Origin of the sequence: Mesorhizobium sp. M0048, assembly GCF_040323405.1 — a bacterium.
Classification (GTDB): Bacteria; Pseudomonadota; Alphaproteobacteria; order Rhizobiales; family Rhizobiaceae; genus Mesorhizobium.
The window spans coordinates 1-1,308 of sequence record NZ_JAMYUV010000113.1 but is presented as its reverse complement, the minus strand read 5'-3'; the positions used below and the strand labels follow the sequence as shown (position 1 = coordinate 1,308).

The 1,308-nt window shown below is 61.8% G+C and carries 1 protein-coding gene; it reads left to right on the top strand.

The features are described 5' to 3' along the window. Positions 1–75: 75 nt before the first annotated feature. Entirely contained in the window at positions 76–1,155 is a 1,080-nt protein-coding gene (locus NKJ84_RS32945) for an IS5 family transposase (protein WP_352509991.1), read from the top strand. Positions 1,156–1,308 lie beyond the last annotated feature (153 nt).

Here is a 1,308-nt window from a genome sequence, read left to right as displayed (position 1 = left end):
GGACACCTCGAAAAACCTGGCAATCGAGACCGCATTTTGATTCACTTCGCCTGGTGATTTGCACGGAGGCGTTGGATGCGAGGCCAGGCTGGATTCTGGGACATTGACGAGCGTTATGTCCGGCTGAGCGCGGCCGGCGATCCACTGGAGAAGCTGAACGCGGTGGTGCCTTGGGAGGTTTTCCGGAAACCGCTGGCCAAGGCGCTGAAGCGCTCCGATGGCGCCAAAGGCGGCCGGCCGCCCTTTGATGCGGTGATGATGTTCAAGGTCCTGGTTCTGCAGGCGCTCTACAGTCTCTCGGACGATCAGACCGAGTTTCAGATCCAAGACCGGCTTTCCTTCATGCGTTTCCTCGGGTTGGGGCTCGGCGACAAGGTGCCCGACGCCAAGACGATCTGGTTGTTTAGGGAGCACCTCACGCAGGCCCGGGCGGTGGACAACCTGTTCGCCCGTTTTGACAAGCACCTCACCAAGGCCGGTTATCTGGCGATGGGTGGCCAGATCGTGGATGCCACGATCGTGGCGGCGCCGAAGCAACGCAATTCCGATGCTGAAAAGGCTGACATCAAGGCAGGAAAGGTGCCGGACGAGTGGCAGAAGAAACCAGCCAAGCTGCGCCAGAAGGACCGGGACGCGCGCTGGACCGTGAAGTTCTCGAAGGCCAAGGCCGATGAGGAGGGAAAGACGAAGCAGCGCGATATCGCCGTTCCCGCCTTCGGCTACAAAAACCATGCCTCGATCGATCGCCGCCACGGCTTCATCCGCGGCTGGAACGTCACCGGCGCCTCGGCTTGGGACGGGGCGCAGCTTCGCAACGTGCTGGACAAGAACAACACCGGCTCGACGGTATGGGCCGACACCGCCTATCGCTCGAAGAAGAATGAGGCGTGGCTGGACAAGAACGGCTACGTCTCCGACATTCATCACAAGAAGCCGAAAGGCCGGCCGATGAGCGAGGCGATGGCACGGGCCAATGGCCGGCGCTCAAAGATCCGCGCTTTCGTCGAGCACGTCTTCGCGCAGCAGAAATCCCGCATGGGCCTGTTTGTCCGCACGATTGGCATCGCTCGCGCTTGCACCAAGATCGGCATGGCCAACCTCGCCTACAATCTCACCCGCTTCGTCTGGCACCAACGGCGAACTGCGTTCGCCTGACGGCGAGAGCGGCGGAAAACGCCGCCGCGATGCCGAAATCGGCAACCAGCATCAGCCCCAACGACCGAAATCCAGCCCCCGCCGCGCGTCAGGCTGTTCGCAACCTCATTGTCGCACCACCCACTCTGGAAATGCCGGTAGTTCGAGGTGTCC

Bases quoted from the DNA above. Each gene is read 5' to 3' on its own strand.
- NKJ84_RS32945 (WP_352509991.1), top strand. From the start codon at position 76: ATGCGAGGCCAGGCTGGATTCTGGGACATTGACGAGCGTTATGTCCGG.